This is a genomic window from Gordonia sp. i37, from assembly GCF_002043085.1.
Lineage (GTDB): Bacteria > Actinomycetota > Actinomycetes > Mycobacteriales > Mycobacteriaceae > Gordonia > Gordonia polyisoprenivorans.
Window position 1 is genome coordinate 1 of sequence record NZ_MVPX01000017.1, and the last position, 5,656, is coordinate 5,656.

A 5,656-nucleotide genomic window follows, 5' to 3' on the forward strand; every position below is an offset into this window, starting at 1 on the left:
AGGCCGCTCACGCTGCGGATTCACCACGTTGCCCGTCGACGAGGTGGACGTCGACACGGTCGGTGGGGTGTAGGTCGGTGCGGGGTGGGGAGGCACCACAGCGCTGCTGCCGCCCGACGGCGACGACCCCGACGGGGATGACGAGGACGATCCGGACGAACCAGGCGACTGGCTGCCGCTTTCGGTCGGCTGCGTCATTGAGCAGCACGTGAACCAGATCCCGCCGCCGGTGGGGCCGGTCCCGCTCGGCGGCGAGGCAACGGCCACCCCGACCCCGGCGCCGACCATCAGCATCAATGTGGCGAGCAGCGTGAGTAACGGCACACGTCGATGCCGACGCGGCGTCGGTGTGCGGTGCCGTCCCATCGCTGGTCTCTCCTGCTGTCGTCGGGTGGATCTCTCGATTTCCGAGTGATCCATCACTGTCCGCACGGCCGTGTTTGCCTCGTATTCACCGATCTGTGACTGTAGGATCACAGACTGATCACGGCCAATGGACCCCTGTCACAGTGACTGTGATCAACACCACAAAAGCTTCAGGAGTGCTGGCTGTGCGGCTGAAGTGGTTCCCGAGGACACGGCCGTGCGAAATTTGATGATAGCTGCCGTTGCGGAATCTCGGGTTTACGGTCTTTAATGTTTGCAAATGCAAGTTTCAGGTTTCGGAGAAGGTATGACGTCACGAGGCGATGAACGGCCCGCGGGTTCGACGACGGGGGCGATCGACAAAGACAAGCCGGTCGACACCGACCCCGGCCTGTTCGCGCGCAGATTGGAAGAGCTGTTCCGCACGGTGCCGGGGCCCAATGGCCGCGCGTACAGCGCCAAGGCGATCGCGGCGCGATCGACCGAGCGCGGATTCCGACTCGGCGAGTCCTACCTGAGCCAGTTGCGCTCGGGTAAGGCCAAGTCGCCGTCGTTCCGTACCGTCGAGGGGATCGCGGCCGCGTTCGGCGTGGACGTGCACTACTTCCTCGAGGATCGGGCGGCCCAGCGCACCCGGGACGAGATCGACCTGATGCGCCTGCAAGCCGACACGAACGTGCAGCTCGCGGCGTTCCGTCTGGCCGGTCTGTCCAGCGATTCGGTGACCGTGGTCAACGAGCTCATCAAGGTTCTGCGCGAGCAGCAGGGGCTGCCGAAGGATCCGCCGGATATCGTGGCAGCGGGGTTGACCGAAGAGCAGGCCGATGCGCGGCTGCGCGTAGTCGGCGGCAAGGAGATCGAGGACTGATCTCCGTCGTCGCCGCGGGCCCGCTCCGCCACGACGAGGAGGGGTGTCCGATGCGCAGTTCGCGCGAGATGTGGACGCTGTGCCGTTCGGTACTCGCCCCGCTCGACCTCGACCTGCCGCTCGATGTCGATCAGCTCTGCGACCGCTTCGGCGAACGCAGGGGACGGCCGATCCGCCTCATCGCACACCCGCTTCCGGCGGGAGTGCCCAATGGGGTATGGCTGGCCGCCGAAGACGCCGACTACTTCTTTCACCAGGTCAACACCACACGCTGGCATCGTGATCAGATCGTCATCCACGAGTTCGCGCATCTCATCGCCGGCCATCAGATGCTCGCCAGCATGCCGGAGGTGCTCGCCGGGCTCAGTGACGCCGACGCCGACTCGTCGCTGCGCGGTACCTGCTACGACGACGACCGCGAACGGGAGGCCGAGACCCTGGCGTCGATGATCCTCACGTGGGCGGCCAAGGCCAGCGACGGCGTCGGGCACAGTTCCGCCGACCCGGAGATCCGCGGGCTGCAGCGCCTCCTCGGAGGCCACAAGGGGTGGCTGTGATGTCGGTGCATCCGTTGGCCGCCGAGGTCCTCGCCACGCGATGGCTGACGGCGCCGGCGGTGATCAACGTGCTCGCGCTGGTCATCTTCGCCGCGGCGTTGTGCTGGCGGATCGACCAACTCCGTCGGCACGGCGGTGGCTTGCAGGCCCTCGCCATGACGGTGGCGGTCACGGCACTGACCCTGGCCTTCGTCGTCGACAACGACTCGGTCGCGCACACCCTCGACGACTGGTTGTTCGCCGGGGCCTCCCGGGTTGTCCTGTACGGCCTGCTGGCGCTGGGCGTGGCCGCCCTGATCGTCGTGTTCTTCTATCCCGGCCGCTCGGTGACCCGGGAACGGCGTGCCGGCGTCGAGGCCATCCCGCTCGTCGCCGCGCTGATCGGGCTGCAGGTGACCCTGTCGTTCGTGCCCGCGGAGATGCGCGATGCGTCACTGAGTCATTGGACGCTGACCAACTGGGGTTACGCGCTGTTCTATCTGATCGCCTGCGGCTATCTGGCGTATGGGTTCTTCGCCTGCGTGCGCAGCGTCGCCAAGTATCTGACGCACGCCGACGGGTACATGCGTACCGCGCTGATCCTGCTGATCGCCGGGCTGGGTCTGCTGGCGATCGGCTCGGTCGTGCAGATCGTCTACGTGCTCGGCAACGCGACTGGCGTGATCGACGCGTCGTGGCTGTTGACCCCCAGCCGATGGCTCGAGGTGCTCGGTGTCGTCGGGTTCCTGTTCGGGATCAGTTTCCCGATGCTGCGTTCGAAGTGGCAGGGACTCACCGCGAATCGTCGGCGCCGTCGGGCCGCGCAGGACCTGTTGCCGTTGTGGGAGCTGGTGACCGACGCGGTCCCCGAAGTGGTCCTGCCCGATCCCGGGCGCATGTCGCCGACGGCGCTGCTGCATCGGCGGGTGGTCGAGATCCGGGACGCCCTCGCACAACTGAGCCCGTTCCTCTCCGACGCTTTCGACTACGCGGGTATCGATGTGCGAGCCGGGATGGTGCGGATGGCGGCCGAACGGCGCAAGGCCGAGGGCGTGCGAGCGGGAGCGGTGCGCGCCCTGCTGCCCGCTCTCGACGACGGTCTGGAGGGCGATGCGGCACCGCTGCTCGAACTGTCCGCGGCGGTCGCGGCCCTGCCCGACGTCGAGGACGACGACACCGACGCGCCCAATAGCCCGAAACACTTTGTCACGGAAGAAGATTCACAGGAAAGCCCTCAGGGCCGGCACGCTGCGCGTTGACCGGCCCCGAGGGTCGAACAGTACTCAGCGCGGCGCCATGCGCAGTGCGCCGTCCATCCGGATCGTCTCGCCGTTGAGGTAGTCGTGGGCGACGATGAACTCGGCGAGTTGGGCGTACTCGTCGGGTTCGCCGAGACGCTGCGGGAACGGGATGCCCTCGGCGAGGGTCTTCTGGAACTCCGGGGTGATCCCGGCGAGCATCGGGGTCTTGATGGTGCCCGGCGCGATCGTGCACACGCGCACGCCGACCTGGGCGAGATCGCGGGCCGCCGAGATCGTCATCGCATGGACGCCGCCCTTGGACGCGGCATAGGCGATCTGACCGATCTGCCCCTCGAATGCGGCCACCGACGCGGTGTTGATGATGACGCCACGAGCGCCGTCGTCGCCGACCGCGGGTTCCTGCTGCATGCGGTTGGCCGCCAACCGCATCACGTTGAACGTGCCGACCAGGTTGATGTCGATGATCTTGCGGAACAGATCGAGATCGTGCGGACCCTTCTTGCTCAGGATGCGCGACGCCCAGCCGACACCGGCACAGTTGACCGCGACGCGCAGCGGCGCGCCCGATTCGGCGATGGTGTCGATGGCCGCCGACACCTCGTCCTCGCTGGTGACGTCGGTGGCGATGAAGTTCACACCGCCCGGCGCGCCGTCTTCGGTGGCCTTGTCGATACCCGCCTGCAGGTCGAGGCCGAAGACCTCGGCGCCGGCGGCGGCGAAGCGGGCCGCGGTGGCCGCACCGAGGCCGGAGGCGGCGCCGGTGACGATGACGGAGGAGCCGGAGACGTCCATCTTTCATGTCCTTTCGGGTCCGGCCAGAGGTCGAACATCCCTGGCCGATCGTTCGTTCGGTGTTTTCCCGAACACCCTAGGACATGTCGTGGTCGACTGGCTATCGGGACCCGTCGGTGCGACTCGGCTGATCGGGTGTGTGATCAACCACGTGCTGATCGGGCACCTGCTGATCCGCCACCTGGTGTTCGGGCGACCGGGCCGCCTCGTTCGCCCGGCGTCGCCGATGGACATGGCGGATGTAGACCGAGCCGACGCCGATGAGCACGACCACTGCGGTCACGGTCCCGATGACGACCGGGGTGCTCGCCGCCGTGAGGCCCTCGAACAGCAGCCAGCCGGCGAAGACGAAGAACAGCACCGCGGCACCGAGGGAGATGACGCGCTCGGGCAGATGCTTACCGAGCAGCATGCCCACCACGATGGCCAGGGCGTCGGCGGCGACCATGCCGATCGTCGAACCGATCCACACGCCGACCCAGTCGTTGTCGGTGGCCAGGGTGATGGTCGCGAGCATCGTCTTGTCGCCGAGTTCGGCGAGGAAGAACGACGACATCACCGCCAGGAAGACCGAGGCGCCGACGCGGTCGGCCTTGGTCTTCTCGTCGTCGTCGAGGTCGTCACCGCGCAGCGTCCACAGGCCGAAGATCAGCATCGCCAGGCCGCCGCAGATCGACAGCATGTCCGACGGGATCGACAGACCCAGGAAATGGCCGAAGAACACCGACACCGCGTGGACGGCGGTGGTCGCCACGGTGATGGCACCGAGAACGATCCACCACTTGTAGCGCAGGGCGTAGGTCATGGCCATCAGCTGCGACTTGTCACCGAGTTCGGCGACGAAGATCACGCCGAAGCTCAACAGGAGGGCAGCAATCATGAGGGCCACGTTAGCCAGACCTCAGTGCCGCCCGCAACGTCTCGCGCGGCCGTATTTCCGCAGGTAGGCGGCACAAAAACGAAAGTTTGGGTACCCTCAAAAACCGATCCGGACGGCAGTGCGGGAAGCTTGGGCGGCTTACGCTGCGAGAAGCATCGCCAGCACCGCGGTGTCCGGGTCGGCGCCGGGGTCGATTCCCACCTGATTGCGCAGGTTCACCACGGTCCCGTCGGCCTCGGCCTCGGCCCATCCGGCGCGGTGCTCGAGACCGAGTTCGGGCAGTCCGGGCAGCAGCACGCACCCCGAGGCCACCTGCGAGCACTCCGGCAACGACGGACGGGTCCGCGATGGCGGGTGCAGCATCAGCAGGGCGGGCGGATTGGTGAGGAAGCGCCCGGCCTCCAGGAAGCTGTCGTCGACCACGTTGCCGACGGCGACCATCATTCCGACGGCGTCGTCGGCGGCCTCCTCGGGTCGTTCCTCGACGACGCCGAAGATCGTGGTGGTGGGCAGGAATCCGGGCCGGCAGGCGATGCGGACCGAGGCCACCAGGGTCTGGGTCCATTCGAGGGTCGATTCCGGCCAGCGGCCGGAGATGAGGATGCCGTTGAGTTCGCCTTCCTGGTGAACCGGCGTGAGTCCGATCGCGGTGGACTGCATGGTGACTCCCTCCTGACGAGGTACTACTGAACCGGCTGGCGAACAACCGGTGAAGAAAATATCCACCCTTCCCAGCGCCGCGACAACTCGAATCACCGGGATGTGACGGTACTTTTACACTTCGCGTTCACCGCCTGTTGCGGACCGTGTGCGCCGACGCCGCGGCGGGCTGCCCAGCACGTCCAGGCACACTGGTGGGGTGCGAAGAAAGACCGAGACACCTTCGGCGGGGAAGCCGAGTGCACCCCGCGGACCGCTGCGCCCGGTCGAAATAGCCTCGATCGCGATCTTC

6 protein-coding genes and 1 pseudogene are annotated in these 5,656 nt (G+C 67.0%); 3 read left to right on the top strand and 4 right to left on the bottom strand.

Annotated elements, in window-relative coordinates; translation table 11 throughout:
• Nucleotides 1-366 (bottom strand): annotated as a pseudogene (locus B1964_RS30635) (hypothetical protein); the annotation flags it as partial.
• Between the two features lie 307 nt (nt 367-673).
• Between B1964_RS30635 and B1964_RS00775 the strand changes: the two are divergent.
• The 3 genes from B1964_RS00775 to B1964_RS00785 are packed head-to-tail and all read left to right on the top strand — an operon-like array spanning nt 674 to nt 3,029.
• Entirely contained in the window at nt 674-1,234 is a 561-nt protein-coding gene (locus B1964_RS00775; RefSeq protein ID WP_014358420.1) for a helix-turn-helix transcriptional regulator, read from the top strand.
• A 50-nt stretch (nt 1,235-1,284) separates the two neighbouring features.
• On the top strand, nt 1,285-1,791 hold the full coding sequence (locus B1964_RS00780; protein ID WP_079928431.1) for a hypothetical protein: 507 nt from the start codon (nt 1,285-1,287) through the stop codon (nt 1,789-1,791).
• The gene (locus B1964_RS00785) at nt 1,791-3,029 is read left to right on the top strand and encodes an MAB_1171c family putative transporter (RefSeq protein WP_079928432.1); all 1,239 of its coding nucleotides are present in this window, start codon (nt 1,791-1,793) and stop codon (nt 3,027-3,029) included. Before B1964_RS00780 ends, B1964_RS00785 begins: the two co-directional genes overlap by 1 nt.
• A 24-nt stretch (nt 3,030-3,053) precedes the next feature.
• On the opposite strand, the gene B1964_RS00790 is transcribed toward B1964_RS00785, so the two are convergent.
• From B1964_RS00790 to B1964_RS00800, 3 genes are all read right to left on the bottom strand, one after another.
• Complete coding sequence (locus B1964_RS00790) at nt 3,054-3,824, bottom strand: SDR family NAD(P)-dependent oxidoreductase (protein ID WP_014358423.1); 771 nt, start codon at nt 3,822-3,824, stop codon at nt 3,054-3,056.
• Nucleotides 3,825-3,924: 100 nt separating this feature from the next.
• Nucleotides 3,925-4,704 carry a TMEM165/GDT1 family protein gene (locus B1964_RS00795; protein WP_079928433.1) on the bottom strand — a complete coding sequence of 260 codons (780 nt, stop codon included), beginning with the start codon at nt 4,702-4,704 and terminating at the stop codon, nt 3,925-3,927.
• 138 nt (nt 4,705-4,842) lie between these two features.
• Complete coding sequence (locus B1964_RS00800; protein WP_006369149.1) at nt 4,843-5,364, bottom strand: hypothetical protein; 522 nt, start codon at nt 5,362-5,364, stop codon at nt 4,843-4,845.
• Nucleotides 5,365-5,656 lie beyond the last annotated feature (292 nt).

Bases quoted from the DNA above. Each gene is read 5' to 3' on its own strand.
- B1964_RS00775 (WP_014358420.1), top strand. From the start codon at position 674: ATGACGTCACGAGGCGATGAACGGCCCGCGGGTTCGACGACGGGGGCG.
- B1964_RS00780 (WP_079928431.1), top strand. From the start codon at position 1,285: ATGCGCAGTTCGCGCGAGATGTGGACGCTGTGCCGTTCGGTACTCGCC.
- B1964_RS00785 (WP_079928432.1), top strand. From the start codon at position 1,791: ATGTCGGTGCATCCGTTGGCCGCCGAGGTCCTCGCCACGCGATGGCTG.
- B1964_RS00790 (WP_014358423.1), bottom strand. From the start codon at position 3,824: ATGGACGTCTCCGGCTCCTCCGTCATCGTCACCGGCGCCGCCTCCGGC.
- B1964_RS00795 (WP_079928433.1), bottom strand. From the start codon at position 4,704: ATGATTGCTGCCCTCCTGTTGAGCTTCGGCGTGATCTTCGTCGCCGAA.
- B1964_RS00800 (WP_006369149.1), bottom strand. From the start codon at position 5,364: ATGCAGTCCACCGCGATCGGACTCACGCCGGTTCACCAGGAAGGCGAA.